Source organism: Streptosporangium album, assembly GCF_014203795.1.
GTDB classification, from domain to species: domain Bacteria; phylum Actinomycetota; class Actinomycetes; order Streptosporangiales; family Streptosporangiaceae; genus Streptosporangium; species Streptosporangium album.
On record NZ_JACHJU010000003.1, the window covers coordinates 647,969 to 666,506 of the forward strand.

Sequence of the window (18,538 nt, forward strand, 5' to 3'; positions counted from 1 at the left end):
CACTTTTCCTCAGTTTGTCTAGAGGCCTGTCCGCATCCGGCCATTCTAAGAAGTAGATCTTGTCAATCTGGGCGATTAGTGCGAATACTTGCGATTTGTTCTTATTACCAAGAGAGGCATCGCAATGAAGCATGTCATCGTTCACAAGTCTGGCACCGTCCCGCTCCGTGGGGCCGCCAGCCCCAAGCACGTCGGCTGACACGGAATCCATAGAACCGGCGCCCAGCAGTGGGCGCCGGATCTAGAGCCACACAAATAGCCACAAAACGACACAAAGGAGACTGGTGAGTCGGGGACCGCTCCCATCAGAAAACCCGCCCCTTCCCCCCTTGCTCCTGCCTCCCGTGGACGCGGACCGTCGCCTGCGCGGGCCGTACACCGCCGGAGGCGCGATCGCCTCGGCCCTGGCCCCCACGGCCAGACCTGAGCTGGTCACCCGCTACGACATCGAGCTGCGGGCCATGGCGCCGGACCTGCACGGGCTGGTGCCGGCCAGGCGCCGTTCGATGGCCGACCACCTGCCCCGGGCGGAGCGGATCCTGGTCCATGCCCCCCGCCGCACACTCCGCCTGTCCAACGGGTTCGCCGAGTTCCTCCGCGAGCACCTGGCGGAGACCGGCCCGCGGACGCTCGTCGTGGAGAACGTCCACGAGGCCGACCCCACCGACCACGAACTCCTGGCGGTGCTGCGGCGGCGGATCGGCCCCGAACTGCTGACCGTCGTGACCGGCGAGCAGACCGTGCCCGATGAGCCCCTGACCCCGGAGGAGCACGACGTCCGGGCCGACGAGCTGGAGCGGGAGGGGACGATCGGCGCGCGGATCGGCGCGATCCCCTACCACCGCGAGCACGGCACCGATCCGCACAAGGCGGTGGAGGCGTTCCGGTCCGCGGTCGAGTGGTGCCTGGACGCGGGCTTCCACGACGCGGTGGCGGAGCTGGGGCTGCGCGCACTGCCACTCGCCGACCCCGCCGGCGAACCGGAGACCTGGTGGCGGCTGCTGCACAGCACCGCCACCGCCCTCGGCTCACTGGAACGCGAGGACGAGGCCGAGGCCCTGTTCGACCTGGCCAGACGCGAAAGCGTCTCCCCTGTCACGCACGCGTCCGCCGCCTACTCGACCGGCATGCTCAGAGTCCGCCACCACGACCCGGCACGGCGCGACCTGAACGCCGCACTGGCCTGGGTCAACCAGGCGATCGCCATCTCCACACTGCTCCCCGACCCTCGCGAGCGCGCGTTCAAGCTGGGTTTCGACCTCAACGGCCGCGCACTGGTGGAGGTACGGCGCGGCGACCCCGCCAAGGCACTGGAGCTCGTCCAGGAGGCGGTGGAGCTGGCAGAACGCGACCTGCGGCCGGACGAGCACCCGATCCACCGGCTGGTGCTACGGGCCAACCGGGCACAGCTCGCCGTCATGCTGGGCCGCCCCGAGGACGCCCTGGAGGACCTGGACGCGGTGATCGCGGCCGATCCCGGCTACCCCGACTACTACATCGACCGGGGCAACCTGCTGCACCGGCTCGGCAAGCGGGACGCGGCGATCGCCGACTACGAGACGGCGATGCGGGTCGGCCCGCCCTTCCCCGAGCCGTACTACAACCGGGCCGAGATCCTTTTCTCCATCGGAGACCACCGGGGCGCCCTCGTCGACCTGGACCACGCGCTGGAGCTGGACCCGGAGTTCGTGGACGGGCTGGCCAACCGGGCCGGGCTGCTGGCCGCACTCGGTGAGTACGACAGGGCAAGAGCCGACGCGGAGGCGGGGCTCGCGCTGGAACCGGTCAACCCCTACCTGCTGTGCGCGCTGGGCCAGGTCGAGATGGCCGAGGGCCGCTACAAGGAGGCGCGGACCGCCTTCGACCAGGCCCTGGAAGGAGCACCGTCGCTGACGGCTGCCTGGGCCAGCCGGGGGATGCTGGCGTTCGAGACCGGTGACCCCGAAGGCGCGGTCACCGACTTCACCCGCGCCCTCGAACCCGGCGCCGACCCCGCGCTGCTGTTCAACCGGGCGATGGCGCTGCGCGCGGCCGGGCGGGGCGAGGAGGCGACGGCCGACCTCACCCGGGCGCTGGAGTTGGCACCGGACGACGATGACATCCGCCGGGAACTGACGGTCTGAGCCCTGTGGCGGCGCCCCGGGGATCGGGCCCAAAGATTCCGGAACCGGGCCGGGCGGAGGTGGAGCGGAACGGAATAACGGCCTCGGCGACGGTGAATCCGCCGACCACTATCCGGATTTTAGGAGGAAAATAATATCTTCCCCCAGAAAACGACTGGGGCCGGCTCCCGAACGTGGCTGACCGGCTCCCCAAAGGGGGCAGTTTCTCCTCCCCCGCGCCTCTTCCGAGGTATTCATCGAATCTCCTTGAGTGTGGAGACCCCGGGCTTCAGCCCCGGGGAGGCAACACGGAGCAGTGCCGCGCGAGATTTTCTCGAACGCGCGTACGGCCCTGGCCGCTCCGCGCCATGGCGCAGAGCGTGAAGCGGGGGTTCAAGTACCGCTTCTACCCGACCCCCGAGCAGGCCGCAGAGTTTGCCCGGACGTTCGGCTGCGCCCGCCTCATCTACAACAAGGATCATGGCGGTCGCCTCCCCGCGCCTTCCATGGTCCTCCCCCACGGCCGGCGGACCACGATCAGCCGAGCGGACCACTGAGATAACGCTCGGCCAGCTCACAGGTGCCCTCGGTGTAGCCGGCGCCGAGTTCGGCGGCGATCTCCACACCTGTGTGCGTGCCGATCCAGGCGACCAGCAGCAGGCGGCGGAACATGACGAGGGTCCAGATCTCCGCCTCGTCCTCGGCCGGCAGGTCGAGGACGGAGCGGTAGCCGCGCACCCAGGAGGCGACCATCTCGGGGACCTGAGGATCATCCTCGATGAAGCTGAGCGCGGCGGCCAGGTCGTAGAGGTGCCACCCGAAACCGCAGTCGTCGAAGTCGATCACGCTGGGCGGCCCGTCGTCCACCACCAGCAGGTTGGCCAGGCGCAGATCGGCGTGGATCAGGCCGTAGCGGCCGGCGCCCCGGCCGAACCGGCGCAGCCGTTCCCGCAGCGTCCCGGCGAGCCGGTCCAGTATGGCCCGCGCCCCGGGATCCATCCCCAGGCCGTCCTGCCAGCGGCCCCAGCGCGCCTCCGCCCCCAGAGCGGCGTCGTAGTCCCAGTGGAATCGGGTGAACCCCGCCGGAGGCCGCCAGCTCCGCGCGTGCCGGTGCATCCGCGCGGTGATCGCGCCGAGCCGCTCGAAGTCGCGGACCAGCCGCTCCCGAGCCGGTTCGGCGCCGGGCAGGAACTCGAACATCACACAGTCGCGGGGCCGCACGCCGGGGACGGTCAGCACCGGGGAGCCGTCCGGTGCCGGGAGCACCCGGGGGGTGCGGACCCCGGCCTCCTCGCGGAGCGCGCCCAGCCAGGCGAGCTCGGACAGGATCGCCGGGGTGGCGTGGTAGCCGAGACGGTGCACCCGCAGGACGGACCGCGCCCCGGTGGCCGGGTCGTCCACCCGGTAGGTGGCGTTCTCCGAGACGTTGATCAGCGTGACCTCGGCGTCCGGCAGGCCGTGGATCCGGACCGCGTCCCGGGCGGTCTCGTGCACGCGGGCCAGCACGTCGCCTCCGGCGGACAGGTCGTGGACCCGCATGGATTCTCCGTTCAGATAGGCGGAACCGCTGATCTCACATGAGATCTTGCACCGCCGGTCGGCGACGGATACAAACCGAATTGTCTACTGCCAAGCCTTCAGAGGCTAAAGGAGCCCGGTGAACCTCGAACTCGCGCTGCGCATGTGTGAGGCCTCGGTGAAGCAGGCCGGGCGTGAAGGCGCCCTCGTCTCGGTGGCGGTGGTCGACGCGGGCGGCCACCTGGTCGCCTTCCAGAGAATGGACGGTTCCCAGATCGCCGGTCCGGCCCTCGCCTCCGGCAAGGCCTACACCGCGGTGGCCCATCGGATGTCCACCGCGGACCTCGCGCTCCTGGTCGTTCCGGGCGGAGACCTCTACGGCCTCGCGGGAGACCGGTACGTGTGCTTCGGCGGCGGCATCCCGCTCTGGGAGTTCGGCGAGGGCCGGCGGGTGGCGGGCGCGGTCGGCGTCAGCGGCGGCACCCTCGCCCAGGACGTGGCCTGCGCCGAGGCCGCCGCCGAGCTCTGGGACGGGGCGTAGGCGAGCGGAACAGGCGACCATCGGGTTACCTCCGGTGCCGGTGGGGCAGAGGCGGCCTCAGGCCGGAATCACCCTGTCCGGTACGTCACTGATCGACGGCTAGACGACCCCCTTGTTCCGCAGGGTGGCGAGGTCCTCGGGAGTCAGGCCGAGGGCGCCGAGGACCTCGGCGGTGTCCGCGCCGTGCGGACGGCCCGTCCAGCGGATCTCACCGGGGGTGCCGGTGAGGCGGAACATCACGTTCTGCATCCGGATGGGTCCGAGCTCGGGGTCCTCCACCGTGGTGATCGCGTCCAGGGCCGCCAGCTGCGGGTCGGCCATGATGTCACGCACGTCGTAGATGGGCGCGACCGCCGCCTGGGCCTGTTCGAAGGCCGTCAGCACCTCCTCACGGGTGTGCTCGGCCACCCAGGCGGCCACGGCGCCGTCCAGCTCGTCGGCGTGCGCGACCCGGCCCGACCCGCTGGCGAACCAGGGCTCGCCGATCACCTCGGGGCGGCCGACCAGGGTCATCACCCGCTCGGCGATGCTCTGCGCCGAGGTGGAGACCGCGACCCAGGAGCCGTCCTTGCAGCGGTAGGTGTTGCGGGGGGCGTTGTTGACCGAGCGGTTACCCGTGCGCGGCGGGACGATGCCGAGCTGGTCGTAGATGGTGGGCTGGGCGCCGAGCACGGTCAGGATCGGCTCGATGATGGACAGGTCGACCACCTGCCCTCTGCCCGAGCGCAGCGCGGTCATCACCGCGAAGGCCGTGGCGAGAGCGCAGATGCCGTCGGCCAGGCCGAAGGGCGGCAGCGTCGGCGGGCCGTCCGGTTCCCCGGTCATCGCCGCGAACCCGCTCATCGCCTCGGCGAGCGTGCCGAAGCCGGGCCGCTTGGCGTAGGGGCCGAACTGCCCGAACCCGGTCACCCTGGCCAGCACCAGGTCGGGGTTGGCCTCGCTGAGCCGCTCGTAGGAGAGGTTCCACCGTTCCAGCGTCCCCGGCCGGAAGTTCTCGATCACCACATCGGCCTCGCGGACCAGCTTGACCAGCAGGTCCTGCCCCTCGGCCGTGGACAGGTCGAGGGTGATCGTGCGCTTGTTGCGGCCGAGCATCTTCCACCACAGCCCATCGGGGCCGTGGCCGCGTGAGGGATCGGGCTTGGCCGGGTGCTCGACTTTGATCACCTCGGCTCCGTAGTCACCGAGCAGCATCGCCGCCATCGGCCCGGCGAACAGGGTCGCCAGGTCCAGCACGCGGACGCCTTCCAGGGCTTTCATCGGACCTCCGGGTGCGGGGATCGGGCGAGACTCCGGTCGATCTCGGCACGGACGGGCATGGAGGTGCTGGCCCCCTCCCTCTGGACGGACAGGGCCGCGGCGGCCCCGGCGAAGCGGACGGACACATCCGGGGTCCGACGTTCGACATGGGCGGCGGCGAGCGCCCCCACGAACGTGTCGCCCGCCGCCGTGGTGTCCACCGCCCGCACCTTCGGCGCCTCGACGTGCAGGGCCGGGCCGGCTCCGGGTCCGGCGGTCAGCGCGCCGCGCGAGCCCAGGGTGATGATCACCCAGTCGACCCTGGCCCGGAGGTCGCGCACCGCGTCCTCGTGGCCGGCCTGTCCCGTGATCGCCGCGGCCTCGTGCTCGTTGGCGACGAGGATGTCCACGGCGTCCAGCAGCTCGTCCGGGAGCGGCTGGACCGGGGCGGGGGTGAGGATCACCGTGGTGCCCGCCGCCCGGGCCGCGCGGGCGGCCGCGGTGACCGCCTCGATGGGCAGCTCCAGCTGGAGGAGGAGCACGTCGGAGCGGGCGATGACCTCCAGGTCGGTCTCGGAGGGCGCGGTCACCGTGCCGTTGGCGCCGGGGACCACGATGATGGAGTTGCCGCCCTGGTCGTCGACCACGATCTGGGCGACGCCGGAGGGGCCCGGGACGGTGCGCAGTCCGGTGACGTCGACCCCCGCCCCGGCCAGCGTCGCGCGCATCTGCGGCCCGAAGGCGTCGTCGCCCACGGCGCCGAGGAAGGCCACCTCGGCGCCGGCGCGCGCGGCGGCGATGGCCTGGTTCGCACCCTTGCCTCCCGGGACCGTGCGGAACGCGCGGCCGGTCACGGTCTCGCCGAGGGCGGGTGCGGCCTCGACATAGGCCACCAGGTCCATGTTGACGCTACCGAACACCGAGATCATGATTCCTCCGTCGCCAGGGCCAGCGTACGGCGTGCCAGCTCGTCCAGGCCGATGCCGTCGAACCCGGTGATGCTGCTGGAAAGCCGGTTCTTCAACGACCATTCCTGCGGGATCCCCGACGCGCCGCGCAGCGCGCCGACGATCGAGCCCACGGTCGCCCCCGCCGAGTCGGTGTCCCAGCCGCCCGCCACGGCGCCGGCGATCGAGGCGGTGAAGTCGCCCCGGCCATGGACCAGTGCCGCCGTGATCAGCGCGGCGTTGTTGATCGTGTGGACCCAGTGCAGGTCCCCATGGCGGGCGTGGAGCCGGTCGACGACCCGCTCGAAGTCCGGTTCGCGGCGCGCGTCCTCGGCGGCCTGCCGCATGGCGGCGGCCAGGCGGGAGTCCGGCGGGATCACGGCGAGCCCGGCGGCGACCACCTCCTCGGCGGAGGAGGCCACCAGCGCCGTGGCGCACATCGCGGCCACGGACATGGAGCCGTAGATCCCGTTGGCGGTGTGGCTGAGCCGCGCGTCGCGCCAGGCGAACTCCGCGGCCGTGGCCGGATCACCGGGGTTGGCCCAGCCGTAGACGTCGGCCCTGATCAGCGCGCCGATCCACTCCCGGAACGGGTTGCGGAAGGTCGCCGTGGTGAGGGCCGGCGGGTCGTGGGAGCCGGGCGGCTCCAGGCCGGCCAGCAGGTTGCGGTAGGTGGCGCGCTCGGCGGTGAAGACCCGGCCGCCGGGCAACTCGTCCAGCCAGAGCTGTGCGACGTCGTCGGTGGTGAACTCCCGGCCGCGCCGCTCCAGCAGGGCCAGGGCGAGCAGCGCGAAGTTGAGGTCGTCGTCCTCGGGAACGCCGTCGATGTTCTCCGCGAGGCTGTTGACGGCGCTGCGGCGGTTCCAGGGCCAGCTCCGGCCGATCTCGGCGGGAAGCCCCTCGGCGGTGAACCATCCCCGGATCGGCCAGTTCCCGGTCGCCTCGGCGATCGCCCTGATCCCCTCCCTGGGGATCTTCTCCACCGGCTTGCCCAGCACGCAGCCCGCCGCCCGGCCGAGCCACGCTCCGAGCATCCGGTCCATGGCCTGCGTGCCCGAGACGGCCGTGCCCCTCTGCGACGGCCACTGCGGGCAGGCCGCGATGATCTCGGCCAGGGCCGAGGGTTCGGGGAGCGGGGAGGGGACCGCGGCGAGCTCGTCGAGCAGGTCCTCGGCCAGGCGGCGCAGCCGTACCGGAGGAGCCTCGGGTGAGGCTCCCGCCCGGGGCGGGGCGTCGTGTCCCCCCGCGGCGTGCCAGCGGGCGGCGATCTCCGTCACTTCGCGACCGTCCTCGGCGGCCTGACGCAGCTCGTGGCCGACCAGGTCCTCCGGCTGCACCCAGGTCAGCCTGATCATCTGGCGTCTCCGAGGAGGGCGGCGAAGGCGGACTCGTGGGCGCGCCGGCGCTCCAGGTCCGCGCGGTGGATGTCGCGGGCGACGCGGGCCAGATTCAGGCCGGGGGTGAGGAGGTCGGTGCGGCTGGCGGTCGAGATCTGCTCCACCCAGTCGGCCGGGACGGCCGCGCGCCCGCCGAGGGCTCCGGCGACGGCGCCGCCCATGGAGGCGATGGAGTCGGCGTCGCGGCCGTAGTTGACGCCGCCGAGGACGGTGTCGCGGTAGTCGCCCTTGGCGATCAGCAGGAAGGCCAGGGCGAGCGGGAGCTCCTCGATGCTGTGCAGGCGGCTCGGGCGGCGGGCGCCGAGGCCCTGGTCGCGGTAGGTGTCGGCGACGGTGTCGTAGGGCTTCATGGCGGCGCGCAGCGTCTCGAAGGAGCCGTCCCAGTGGCCGAGGCCGCGGGCCGCGGAGCACACCGCGTCGATGGCCGCCTTGGTGCCGTCCCGTGCCACCCGCAGGCAGGCGGCGACCACCGAGTCGGCCGTCGCGCCCGGGCGCATGGCCTCGGCCACCGCGGCGGCGAGCACACCGGCCGCCTCCCGGCCGTAGCTGGACTGGTGGGCGCCGGCCAGCTCGATCGCCTCGGCGTAGGCGGCGTCGGGGTCTGCGGCGTTCACCACGCCGACCGGCGCCATGTACATCGCGGCACCGCAGTTGACGATGTTGCCGACACCGGCCTCGCGCGGGTCCACGTGACCGTAGTGCAGCCGCAGCACCAGCCATTTCTCCGCCAGGAAGACCCGCTGCAGCGGCAGCGCCTCGGCCTCCAGCTCCGGGATCCAGCGCTTCTCCCCCATCATCTCCGGCACCAGGTGCTCGGCCGCCGCGTAGGCGTCGAGGTGGCCTCCGACCCGCTCGTAGACCCGGATCAGCGCGTGGGTCATCAGGGTGTCGTCGGTGATGTGGCCGTCACCCTTGTGGTAGGGCGCGATGGGACGGGCGTTCCGCCAGTCCTCGAAGTACGGCGGGACCAGGCCCTCGACGTACCCGCCGTAGCGCTGGTGGATCTGCTCGGGCGTCCAGCCCTCGGTGGCGCCGCCGAGGGCGTCGCCGACCGCGGCGCCCGCCACGCATCCCACGGCCCTGTCCTCAAGCGTGCCCCCGCCCGCGCTCGCCGGGGTACCCGTCTCACCTGCTGTACTCATCCGATCCATCCCCTCGCGATGTCCAGTAGATCAATTCCCGCCAGTTCGGGCAGGCAACAGCCCGTCAGGGTGGTGCTCCACCCCCGCGGCAGCGCGTCGTGGCCGGCGAAGGCGCCGGTCAGCGCGCCGGTCAGCGCGGGCGCGGAGTCCGCCGCGGCGGCCAGGCAGGCGGCGGCCGGTACGGCGGTGCGCGTCGAGCCGCCGGAGACCTCCGCCAGCGCGAGAGCCACCGGGAGCGTCTCGGCGGCGGCGACCCCGTAGCTGTAGACGTGGTCGAACAGCGCCGCGTCCAGCGCGGGCACCGCCGCGAACGGGTCGCCCGCCTCGCGGGTGACCGCGAGCGCCGTGCGGGTCGCGCGGCCGATGACGGTGTCGTCGGGAAGCGCCTCCAGCGCGGCCTGCACGGCGTCGCCCATCGAGCCGCCGTCCACCAGGACGGCGATCGCCCGGGCCATCGCGACGGCCCCGAGCACGCCGTCACCGGCATTGGTGACCTGGGCGTCGGCCGTGGGGTCCAGCCCGGCGGCCCCGAAGGCGACCGCCCGCACGACCGCGGCGTCGTCGAAGAAGTGCGGGTTGTCGTGCCCGCTGGCGGGAGGGCCGAGACCGCGCGCGAGATTGTCCAGCGCGGTCCGCACCGAGATCCGCGCCCTGATGTCGTCCCTGCCGATCAGGCCGGCGAACGCCTCCGCACGGTCCTGGTCGATGGTGAGCACGGTCCAGGCGAGCCATTCGGCGTCGTCGGACGGCCCCGTCACCAGCGGCGCGACCGGCTGGTTGAGCGCGAACGGCACCGGCAGCGTGGTCACCCGGTGCTCCTCGGCGAAGGCGTCGAGCTCGCGGTGGAGACGTCTGCTCCACGGCGCGTGCACCCCGGCGCGGTGCCGTGACGACGGCCATCCCGCCGCGTCACCGATCGCCAGACCGGCGAACGCCCCCAGAATCCTGTCCCCCGACATCATCGCCCTACGTCCCTTCCACGAGCTGATCGGCCACGTCGAGCACGTGCCGTCCCGCGGTCACCGGCAGGCAGCGTCCCTCGACCGGGCCGATCTGCCGTGCCCACCGCTCCGGCACCGCCGCCTCGCCGCGTCCCGCCCCGGCGAGAGCGCCGGCGATGGCCGCGGTGGTGTCGGCGTCCCGTCCCAGGTTCGCCGCGATCACCACGGACTCCTCGACCTCTCCCTCGCCCAGCAGGTAGGCGGCGAAGGCCAGGGCGACGGCTTCGGGAGCCAGGTCCGTCCACGGGTAGTGCCGGACCACGACCGCCTCGTGCAGCCGCCCGGCGACCTCGCCGGATCCGGGGCCGATGGCCTCCCGGGCGCGGTTGACGCTGCGGGCGGTCCACGAATCCTCGGGGATCACGCCGAGACCGGCCGCGACCGCCTCGGCCGGGGAGGCGCCCGCCATCGCGGCGGCCACCGCCCCGGCGACGGCGCGGCCGCCGAGGATGCCCTCTCCCGCGTTGCTCACGCTGCCGTCGACCTCCACCAGGCGGGCGGCCTCATCGGGGTCGCCCGCGGCGAAGATCCCGTACGGCGCGGCGCGCATGGCCAGGCCGTCCGACCAGCCGTGGCGGTGCCACTGACCGGTCAGCGGCGGCTGGAGCCCCTGCCGGAGCGCCTGGATGGCGCCGAGCTCGGAGAAGCCCGCGCCCTTCATGGGCCCGTCGATCAGCGGGATGATCTCCCGGCGGTAGGCCTGGACGACGTCCTGGGAGGTCAGCGCGTGCCCGTGCTGCATGAGCAGGGAGGCCGCGAAGATGGTGTACTCGGTGTCGTCGGTGCCGCCGCCGTCGATCTCGGTCAGCCTGCCCCAGCGGGCGGCGATCTGTTCTGGCGAGAGGTTCTCCGCCGGGCGCCCGAGGGCGTCGCCGGCCGCGAGGCCGAGCAGACATCCCCGGGCGCGCCCCCGATGTGTCAAGGTCACTGGTTGTACCGCTCCAGCACCTGGTTGCCCTCGTCGACCAGCTTCTTCGCCACGTCGTCAATGGTGATCTTGTTGGCGAAGTACTGCTGCAGCGTCGGCGTGGCCACCTTGCTCTTCCACTCGTCGAAGCCGTTGACCTTCAGGAACGGCGCGACCACGAGGTTCTTGACCGATGCGGTCGCCACGTTCCAGCCGTTCTCCTCGACGGTCATGGCGGGGTCGGCCGCGGCCTTGACGGAGGTCGGCAGCAGCCAGTCGCCCTTGGCGAGCTTGACCTGGTTGGAACCGTTGAGGAAGAAGGAGATGAACTTCAGCGACTGCTCGGGATACTTGCTGTCGGCGGCGACCGAGAGCGTCTGCGAGACGGCGCCCTGCTCGGAGCTGACGCCCTTCAGCGGCGGGATGGTGACCCACTCGAAGCCGTCCGGCGCCTGCTCCACGACCTGCTGGCGCAGGTAGACCCCTGCGGGCAGCATCGCGTACTTGCCGGCGTAGAAGCCGGGCAGCGGGTCGGCCGAGCCCATACCGAGCGCGGACGGGTCGGCGGACTTGTCCTTGTAGAGCTGGTCGTGGACGCGCTGGAGCACCTCGCGCTCCTCGGTGCCGACCTTGACCGTCGTCTTGCCCGCGGCGTCGGTCTGGAAGAAGGTGCCGCCGAAGTTCAGGCTCAGGTTGAGCACCTTGTTGACCGGCGACTTCATCGGCCAGGCGACGCCGTAGGTGTCGCCCTTGGTGAGCTTCTTGGAGATCTCGGCGAACTCGTCCCACGTCCACGGGCTGTCCGGGGTCGGGATCCGCACGTCCGCCGCCTCGAGCAGCTTCTTGTTGGCGATGGTGACCTGCGACTCCTGCAGGAACGGCACGCCGTACACGCCCTGTGCGCCCTTGCCGTCTCCGAAGGTGACGGTGTCCCAGGCGGGCTGCGGGATGTCGCTCTTCAGCTCGGCCGGGATCTTGTCCTTGATGTCCATCAGATAGCCGCGGTTGGCGAATCCGGACAGGGCCGGGGAGTCGTCGTGGATGACGTCCGGCGGGTCACCGGCCTCGAAGGAGGTCACGAGCTGGTCGTTGACGTTGTCCCAGCTTCCCTGGATGTACTCGACCTGGATCTTGGGGTTGGCCTTGTTCCACTCGGCGACCAGCTCCTTGTTGGCGGCGATCGACTCCTTCTGCCAGGCGAGGCTCTGGAATTTGATCGTCACCGGCCCGTCGGGGGTGGCCGCGGGCGATTCCGAGGCGCATCCGGCGACGAGCACGAGGAGGCTTGCGGCCAGCGCGGTCCTCATACGCATATGACTTCTCCTATCGGGGGGTGGGGCTATCCCTTGACGGCCCCGGCCATCAGGCCGGACTTCAACCGCCGCTGGATGACTGCGAAGAACAACAGACTCGGGATCGTCGCCAGGAGCGAGGCGGCCGCCAGCGGCCCGAGCCGCACGACGCCCTCGGCACCGGTGAACTTCACCAGCGTCAGGGGCAGGGTCGCCACGTCAGGGTCCTTGAGGACGATCAGAGCGAACAGGAACTCGTTCCAGGAGGAGATGAACGCGAACAGCAGGGTCGCGACCACTCCGGGGGCCAGCAGCGGGGCGACGACGCTCACCAGCGAGCGGATCCGCCCGGCCCCGTCCACCGCGGCGGCCTCCTCCAGCTCACGCGGCACGGCGCGCACGTAGCCCTGGAGCATCCACAGCGCGAACGGCAGCGTGAAGGTGACGTGCACGACGGTCAGGCCGGGCAACGTGTTCACCAGGTCCAGCCTGCGCAGGACCATGAACAGCGGGATGATGATCAGGATGAACGGGAAGACCTGGCTGACCAGGACCCATCCGATCGCGATCCGGTTGACCAGTGAGCGGTAGCGGGCCAGCGCGTAGGCGGCGGGCATCGCCAGGATCACGGTGAGCACCGAGCTGGCCACCGCGACGACGAGGCTGCGCATGCCGCTGCCGACCAGGTCCTGCTCGCCGAAGGCGTCGGTGAAGTTGGTCAGCGTCGGTGCGCGCGGGATCCACGTCGGGTGCAGGCTCGCCAGCTCCTGCGGCGTCTTCAACGCCGTGGACAGCAGCCAGACCAGCGGGAACGCCAGGAAGACGATGTAGCAGGCCAGGGCCAGATAACGCAGTGCCTTGCCCATGTCAGCTCGCCTCCCGCATCTGCCGCCAGAGATAGACACCGAGAACGGCCAGCACGACGATCACGATCGCCACGCCCAGGGTGGCCGCGTAGCCGAAGAAGCCGTAGCGGAAGGCCTCCTCGTAGGCGAAGAGCATGGGCAGTCGGGTCTGCCCCCCGGGGCCGCCCTGGGTGAGGACGTAGACCAGCCCGAACTGGTTGATGTTCCAGACGAAGTCGAGCGAGGTGATGGCCACGATGACCGGGCGGAGCTGGGGCAGGGTGATGCTCCAGAACTTCCGCCAGGTGCCCGCGCCGTCCACCTCGACGGCCTCGTACAGCTCCTTGGGAACGCCCTGCAGCCCGGCCAGCAGCACCACTGTGGTCTGCGGCATGCCGGTCCAGATCCCGACGACGATCACCGCGGGCAGCGCGATGGAGAAGTCGTTGAGCCAGTCGATCTCGGTGCCCAGCATGCCGTTGAGGATTCCGGCGTCCGGGTGGTAGACCAGTCGCCACATCAGCCCGATGACCACGGGCGGCATCGCCCACGGCACCATTGCCAGCACCCGGGCGAACCCCCGGAACCGCATGTCCTGGTTGAGCAGCAGCGCCAGTCCCAGCGAGGCCAGGAACTGCAGCACCGTCACCGAGACCGCCCAGATCATCCCGATCCGGAACGACGCCCAGAAGTCCCCGTCGGAGAGCAGATCCCCGAAGTTCGACAGCCCGACGAACGAGGTGACGGAGTTGCGCCCGGAGCGCGCGTCGGTGAACGCCAGGAAGATTCCGTAGAGCAGCGGTCCCACGCTGAACACCAGCACGGGCACCAGCGCGGGCAGCATCAGCAGCAGCGCCTCGCGCCCCTGCCTCCCGCCCCCGCGGGGCTTGTCCGGTCTCACCGTCCTGACCGGCCGGTCGGCTGTGAGGGTCACGGCGCTTCCTCTCCCACAGTCGAGGCCCGGACCACCAGGCGGGGCGGCACGGTGACCACTCTGGGTTCCCGCTCGCCGTCGCCCAGCCGGTCCAGAAGCAGTTCCGCCGCCACCCGGCCGCGCTCGGCGGAGCCGAGGGAGACGCTGGTCAGCGCGGGCCAGGCGACGGCGGCCATGTCGATGTCGTCCATGCCGGCCACCGCCACGTCCTGGGGCACCCGGCGGCCCGCCCGGCGCAGGACGTCCAGCGCGCCGAGCGCGATCAGGTCGTTGGCGCACATGATCGCGTCCAGGTCGGGCACCCTGGCCAGCAACCGGCTCGCCGCGGCCGCGCCCTCGGCGCGGTAGAAGTCACCGATCTCCACCAGGTTCTCGTCGTAGGGCAGCCCGAGGACGGTGAGTGCCTCGGCGTAGGCCGTGGACCGGGCCGAGCCGGGCACCGTGTCCAGCGGGCCGTTGACGAATCCGATCCGGCGGCGCCCCAGGGAGTGGAGGTGGTCCAGCGCCAGTTGCACGCCGGTACGGGAGTCGGTGCGGACGTTGTCCACCCGCGTACCGTCCGGCACCGAGCCGATGATGACGACGGGGGCGCGGGCCGCCTCGACGGCCTTCAGGTGCGCCTCCCCCACCCGCAGCGGAATCATGATCAGTCCGTCCACGTAGCGCTCGCCGAGGCTGCGGAGCACGTCGATCTCGTCGGCGACGTCCGCGTCCGTGGAGTGCAGCACGAGACGGTAGCCCGCGGCCTTCAGCACCGGCTGGATCTCGCGGATCATCGCCAGGTAGACCGGGTTGCCGATGTCGGCCATCGCGAAGGCCACCTGGTTGGTCCGGCGCGACTTCAGCGACCGGGCCACCGAGTTGGGAACGTATCCCAGCTCCTCGGCCGCGCTGAGCACCCGGCGCACGGTGTTCTCACGGGTCGGCAACCCATTGAGGACGCGGGAGACCGAGGCGATCGAGACGCCTGCCCGCTCCGCGATCGTGGTGATCGTCGGCCCGTCGCTCACAGAGACCACGCCTTTCTGTAAACGATTACCGTGATCTCGATGATCCGCTGAAAACGTTTACGGGGTTAGGGACATGTAACTCGGCCGTAATAGAGAACGTCAAGTCACGATCAAGTAACGGCACGTCAAAGGGGGTCTCGAAGGGCCGGTTCCGCGCGGGCCGTCCGGGGCCTCGCCGTTCGTCCGGGGACCTGCCCCAGGGCGCCGGTGTTAGCCGAGGTTGACCTTGACGTAGATGGGCTTGTGGTCGGAGGAGGCGGCACCCTGCGCCACGTGGCACCGCGTCACGCTTCCCCTGGGGGCGAAGAGATAGTCGAGCTTGCGCTTCGCGACGCTGCCGTCCTCGCGGACGTACTTCTCGGTCCACCGTCCGTCGCGGCTGCCGTTCTGGTCGCACTCGGCGTAGGCCGCGTAGACAGGTGCCAGGATGCGTCTTTTCGCAGCGGTGCTCTGCCCGCTGTCCGGCGGGGCCAGGTTGAGGTCCCCGCCGAAGACGGCACGGTAGCCGGGCTTGGCCGCCGCCGCCAGCAGCTCCTGGACCTGCTTCGTCCGGAAGGGCGCGTCGGGCTCCCTGTCGTCGTAGGACAGGCCGGCGCTGAGGTGGGTGCCGCAGACGTTGACCCTCCTGGCCGGGATCGCGGCGCAGAGCGCCATGCGCTTGGCATACCACGGCGGGGAGGTCAGGCCGTGGGCCTGGAAGGTGGCCGCGTTGTCGGCGACCGCGACGGTGACGGCTATATTGCCCCGCGGACGCCCCTGCCGGTCAGGTGCGCAGACCTTCGGCGAGCCGTCCTTCAACGTGAGGATCGACGACCGCACGGTCCAGGCGCGCTCGGTCTTCTGCTCCAGCAGGCTCTCCAGTGTGGCCGTCCCACCCGAGCAGAACTCCTGCAGGAAGATCACATCCGGCTTGATCGGCTGGGTGGTCGCATACCAGCCGACCTTCACGGCCACCTCCTGCATGCTCCTGCCGTAGAAGAAGCAGCCGGGATTGGTGCCCGCGCAGACGTTCCAGCTCATCACCGAGATGGCGGAGGACGACGTCCGAGCCTGGGCCTGCCCCGTGAAGAGAGGGACCGTCACGACCGCCAGGGCCGCCGTCGCCATCAGCTTCCTTGTGATCATGGCTGGTCATTGAAGCATGTTCGGACGGCTATCTGGGGCATTCCGTCCGCCATGTGACCGAAAGACGGCTTCATGTGATCATTTATCGGACACGCTCCGTGCTTGGTTAGATTGCCGATATGAGTGAAGTGATTACCCCAGACGGCCGGGATGATGGACGGCAACGTCCGTAGCGCCGCTGTCGCTCTGCAGGATCGGAACACCATGGCGGCGCACTTGGGGGCGAACGCGTCCGGCCCGCCGCAGCTGCCCGCGACCGAGGCCGCCGTTCTCACACGCCCCGAGATCGGCGCCGTGTACACCGACGCGGTCCGCCGGACGCCGCGGGAATGCGTGACCGGCTGGGACGAGCGGCGCCTCGAAGACGCCGTCCTGGGTGAACATCTCGGCCAGCGCACCGGCGTTCCGGGTCATTCCCGCCCAGATGTAACGCTCGAAGATCTCCTGTGCAGTCGAGGACACGACAGACTCCTTCGCTCGGAAGCATGCAGGATTCCACCGACCGGCCCGTATGGCCACACCCCGCCGTCCTCCTCGGCCCCGAGGACCGACCCCGGCGTCCGCCGGGGTCAGGAACGCAGGTAGGCGAGGACGGCCAGGACCCGGCGGTGCTGGTCGCCGTCCTCGGCGTACAGGCCGAGCTTGGCGAAGATGCTGCGGATGTGCTTCTCCACCGCGCCGTCGCTCACCACGAGCTGGCGGCCGATGGCGGGGTTGGACCTGCCCTCGGCCATCAGGCCGAGCACCTCGCGCTCGCGCGGGGTGAGCTGGGCGAGCGGGTCGTCGCGGCGGCGCCGTACCATCAGCTGGGCCACCACCTGCGGGTCGAAGACCGTCCCGCCGGCCGCGACGGTGCGCAGGCCGCCCATGAAGTCGTCGACGTCCACGACCCTGTCCTTGAGCAGGTAGCCCACCGCGCCCCTGGCGTCGGCCAGCAGGTCGTCGGCATAGGACACCTCCACGTATTGCGACAGGATCAGCACCGGCGCGCCCGGCACCCGCCGGCGCGCCTCGACCGCCGCCCGCAGCCCCTCGTCGGTGAAGCCGGGAGGCATCCGGACGTCCACCACCGAGACGTCCGGCCGGTGCTCGGCGACGGCCTCCACCAGGCCGTCGCCGTCCCCCACCGCTGCGACCACCTCGCAGCCGAACTCCTCGAGCAGCCTGATCAGGCCCTCTCTGATCAGCACTGCGTCGTCGGCCACGACTACCCGCACGGCACCTCCGCCACGATCACTGTCGGCCCGCCGACCGGTGAGTCCACCGCCAGCTCCCCGTCCACCGCCTTGAGGCGGTCGGCGAGGCCGGACAGGCCATGTCCCTTGGCGGTGTGTGCACCGCCGACACCATCATCCCCGATCGTCAGCATGAGGACGCCGCCGGACCTGCTCAGCGACACCGTGCAGACGGTGGCGTGGCTGTGCTTTGCGACGTTGGTCAGGCTCTCGGCGACCACGAAGTAGACGGTGTTCTCCACCGCCGCCGCGAAGCGGCCGGTGACCTGCACGTCCAGCTCCACGGGGATGGTGCAGCGACTGGCCAGCGCCGCGAGCGCGGGGGCCAGGCCGCGGTCGGTCAGGATCGGCGGCGCGATGCCCCGCGAGAGGGCACGGAGTTCGTCCAGGGTCTCCCGGGTCGAGCTGATGGCCTGGTTGAGCATCTCCTCGACGGCCCGGGGGTCACGCCTGAGCTGACGCTGGGCACGTGACAGGTCCATGGCCAGGGAGACCAGGCGCTGCTGGGGTCCGTCGTGGATGTCGCGCTCCAGCCGTCGCAGCGCGTTGGCCTCGGCCGACACCGCGGCGGCCCGGCCCTCGGCCAGGTCGTCGATGCGCTCCTGCAGCTCGGCGACGCCGGTCAGCATGGCCCGGCCGAGCCCGGCCTGGGTCAGCGCGGCGCCACGCACGATCACCGGCAGGGTGAGCGCGAACAGCATGCCGATGCAGGTGTTGATGACCACGTCGATCCAGACGCTGTCGCCGAGCCCGAGCAGGTAGGCCAGCCCGTGATTGCCCGGGATGGCGGCGGTGATCCATCCGTAGAGGGGGCTGGCCAGGCCCAGGACCGTCCCCGCCCACCACGTCACCGTCAGCACGAAGGTCACGATGGAGACGGGGAAGGCCACGATCCCGTAGAGCAGGTCGAGCCACGACTGCCCGTTGGTCATCGGGTTGACCATGCGGCGGAACCATCCGGCCTCCTCCGGCGCCGGCTGGTAACGGGGCCGGGGCACCGGGCGGCCGAGCACCTCGGGCAGCATCCGCCGCTCCATGTCGGCCATCCCCCGCGCCACCAGCAGCGTCGTGGCCAGGATCGGCACGCCCACCCATACGACCACCGTGCCTATCCCGGCGGCGAAACCCACCACCATCAGGGCGAAGAAGACGATGGAGAGGGGGAAGCCGACGATCAGGTAGCGGCTGTCCATGCCGATGCGGCGCAAGAGGGGTCTCATGGCGTCAACGTTACGAGGAGGAGGAACCGCGGATCGATCCTGCTCACCCGCATTAGGGGGTGAGGCCAGCACTACCCCTGTGG

General features: G+C 71.1%; 17 protein-coding genes and 1 pseudogene. 3 read left to right on the forward strand and 15 right to left on the reverse strand.

Annotated elements, in window-relative coordinates:
* Positions 1 to 344 precede the first annotated feature (344 nt).
* Positions 345 to 2,123, forward strand: a complete 1,779-nt coding sequence (locus tag FHR32_RS32840; protein ID WP_312882808.1) for a tetratricopeptide repeat protein — start codon at positions 345 to 347, stop codon at positions 2,121 to 2,123.
* 347 nt (positions 2,124 to 2,470) lie between these two features.
* Positions 2,471 to 2,578, forward strand: a pseudogene (locus tag FHR32_RS32845) (helix-turn-helix domain-containing protein); the annotation flags it as partial.
* 61 nt (positions 2,579 to 2,639) lie between these two features.
* Here FHR32_RS32845 and FHR32_RS32850 read toward each other — a convergent pair.
* Complete coding sequence (locus FHR32_RS32850) at positions 2,640 to 3,641, reverse strand: phosphotransferase enzyme family protein (RefSeq protein ID WP_184758381.1); 1,002 nt, start codon at positions 3,639 to 3,641, stop codon at positions 2,640 to 2,642.
* Between the two features lie 118 nt (positions 3,642 to 3,759).
* Here FHR32_RS32850 and FHR32_RS32855 point away from each other — a divergent pair, with 118 nt between their 5' ends.
* On the forward strand, positions 3,760 to 4,161 hold the full coding sequence (locus FHR32_RS32855) for a GlcG/HbpS family heme-binding protein (protein ID WP_184758382.1): 402 nt from the start codon (positions 3,760 to 3,762) through the stop codon (positions 4,159 to 4,161).
* A gap of 99 nt (positions 4,162 to 4,260) precedes the next feature.
* Here FHR32_RS32855 and FHR32_RS32860 read toward each other — a convergent pair whose 3' ends face one another.
* The 14 genes from FHR32_RS32860 to FHR32_RS32925 form a co-directional block, all read right to left on the reverse strand.
* Complete coding sequence (locus FHR32_RS32860; RefSeq protein WP_184758383.1) at positions 4,261 to 5,421, reverse strand: CaiB/BaiF CoA transferase family protein; 1,161 nt, start codon at positions 5,419 to 5,421, stop codon at positions 4,261 to 4,263.
* Entirely contained in the window at positions 5,418 to 6,329 is a 912-nt protein-coding gene (gene rbsK / locus FHR32_RS32865) for a ribokinase (protein WP_184758384.1), read from the reverse strand. Before rbsK ends, FHR32_RS32860 begins: the two co-directional genes overlap by 4 nt.
* Positions 6,326 to 7,702 carry an ADP-ribosylglycohydrolase family protein gene (locus FHR32_RS32870; protein WP_184758385.1) on the reverse strand — a complete coding sequence of 459 codons (1,377 nt, stop codon included), beginning with the start codon at positions 7,700 to 7,702 and terminating at the stop codon, positions 6,326 to 6,328. Before FHR32_RS32870 ends, rbsK begins: the two co-directional genes overlap by 4 nt.
* Entirely contained in the window at positions 7,699 to 8,886 is a 1,188-nt protein-coding gene (locus FHR32_RS32875) for an ADP-ribosylglycohydrolase family protein (protein ID WP_221466489.1), read from the reverse strand. The genes FHR32_RS32870 and FHR32_RS32875 overlap by 4 nt, the downstream gene beginning before the upstream one ends.
* The gene (locus tag FHR32_RS32880; protein WP_184758387.1) at positions 8,883 to 9,848 is read right to left on the reverse strand and encodes an ADP-ribosylglycohydrolase family protein; all 966 of its coding nucleotides are present in this window, start codon (positions 9,846 to 9,848) and stop codon (positions 8,883 to 8,885) included. The genes FHR32_RS32875 and FHR32_RS32880 overlap by 4 nt, the downstream gene beginning before the upstream one ends.
* A 4-nt stretch (positions 9,849 to 9,852) precedes the next feature.
* On the reverse strand, positions 9,853 to 10,815 hold the full coding sequence (locus FHR32_RS32885; protein WP_184758388.1) for an ADP-ribosylglycohydrolase family protein: 963 nt from the start codon (positions 10,813 to 10,815) through the stop codon (positions 9,853 to 9,855).
* Positions 10,812 to 12,107 (reverse strand): ABC transporter substrate-binding protein, encoded by a 1,296-nt coding sequence (locus FHR32_RS32890; RefSeq protein ID WP_184758389.1) that lies wholly within the window; start codon positions 12,105 to 12,107, stop codon positions 10,812 to 10,814. Before FHR32_RS32890 ends, FHR32_RS32885 begins: the two co-directional genes overlap by 4 nt.
* A gap of 26 nt (positions 12,108 to 12,133) precedes the next feature.
* A complete protein-coding gene (locus FHR32_RS32895; RefSeq protein ID WP_184758390.1) occupies positions 12,134 to 12,952 on the reverse strand; it encodes a carbohydrate ABC transporter permease in 819 nt (272 codons plus the stop codon).
* A 1-nt stretch (position 12,953) separates the two neighbouring features.
* Positions 12,954 to 13,865 (reverse strand): carbohydrate ABC transporter permease, encoded by a 912-nt coding sequence (locus FHR32_RS45000; protein ID WP_184758391.1) that lies wholly within the window; start codon positions 13,863 to 13,865, stop codon positions 12,954 to 12,956.
* Positions 13,862 to 14,875 (reverse strand): LacI family DNA-binding transcriptional regulator, encoded by a 1,014-nt coding sequence (locus FHR32_RS32905; protein ID WP_184758392.1) that lies wholly within the window; start codon positions 14,873 to 14,875, stop codon positions 13,862 to 13,864. Before FHR32_RS32905 ends, FHR32_RS45000 begins: the two co-directional genes overlap by 4 nt.
* 210 nt (positions 14,876 to 15,085) lie before the next feature.
* Complete coding sequence (locus FHR32_RS32910) at positions 15,086 to 16,000, reverse strand: endonuclease/exonuclease/phosphatase family protein (RefSeq protein WP_184758393.1); 915 nt, start codon at positions 15,998 to 16,000, stop codon at positions 15,086 to 15,088.
* 132 nt (positions 16,001 to 16,132) lie between these two features.
* Complete coding sequence (locus FHR32_RS43260) at positions 16,133 to 16,462, reverse strand: hypothetical protein (RefSeq protein WP_221466490.1); 330 nt, start codon at positions 16,460 to 16,462, stop codon at positions 16,133 to 16,135.
* Positions 16,463 to 16,569: 107 nt separating this feature from the next.
* Positions 16,570 to 17,217: a response regulator transcription factor gene (locus tag FHR32_RS32920; RefSeq protein WP_184758394.1), complete on the reverse strand. Its 648-nt coding sequence runs from the start codon at positions 17,215 to 17,217 to the stop codon at positions 16,570 to 16,572.
* Positions 17,208 to 18,455, reverse strand: a complete 1,248-nt coding sequence (locus tag FHR32_RS32925; RefSeq protein WP_184758395.1) for a sensor histidine kinase — start codon at positions 18,453 to 18,455, stop codon at positions 17,208 to 17,210. Before FHR32_RS32925 ends, FHR32_RS32920 begins: the two co-directional genes overlap by 10 nt.
* Between the last annotated feature and the right edge of the window lie 83 nt (positions 18,456 to 18,538).